The organism is Psychrobacter sp. TB20-MNA-CIBAN-0197, from assembly GCF_040309765.1.
GTDB classification, from domain to species: domain Bacteria; phylum Pseudomonadota; class Gammaproteobacteria; order Pseudomonadales; family Moraxellaceae; genus Psychrobacter; species Psychrobacter submarinus.
In genome coordinates this window covers 1-242 of sequence record NZ_JBEOPC010001273.1, presented here as the reverse complement: position 1 = coordinate 242, position 242 = coordinate 1, and the positions used below count along the sequence as shown (strand labels likewise).

Annotated in this window: 1 protein-coding gene; it reads right to left on the bottom strand. The window is 66.1% G+C overall.

Annotation, left to right across the window (positions count from 1 at the left end):
• On the bottom strand, positions 1 to 242 hold a 242-nt coding region (locus AAEY83_RS18060; RefSeq protein WP_351061445.1), incomplete at both ends, for a DUF1631 family protein.

The following is a 242-nucleotide window of genomic DNA, read 5'->3' as shown; positions in this document are numbered from 1 at the left end:
GTATTCGCAGAGCATCGCCGGACTCAGCGGGTTGTGCTGATCGTCCAGACGCTTGCCGAGCATCGAGCTGAAGCGTGCGGTCAGTTGATCGAGAGCGAAGCCGTCGCGCTTGAGCACGCGACTGACCATGGTCTGCACGGCCACGGTGCGCTCCATGGCATCGGTGCGCGGCGCCGACTCTTCGAGCACCGGCGTGCGTGGCAGGGTGTTGGCGGCGGGGTCGTATTGGGTAAGGCCGGCGA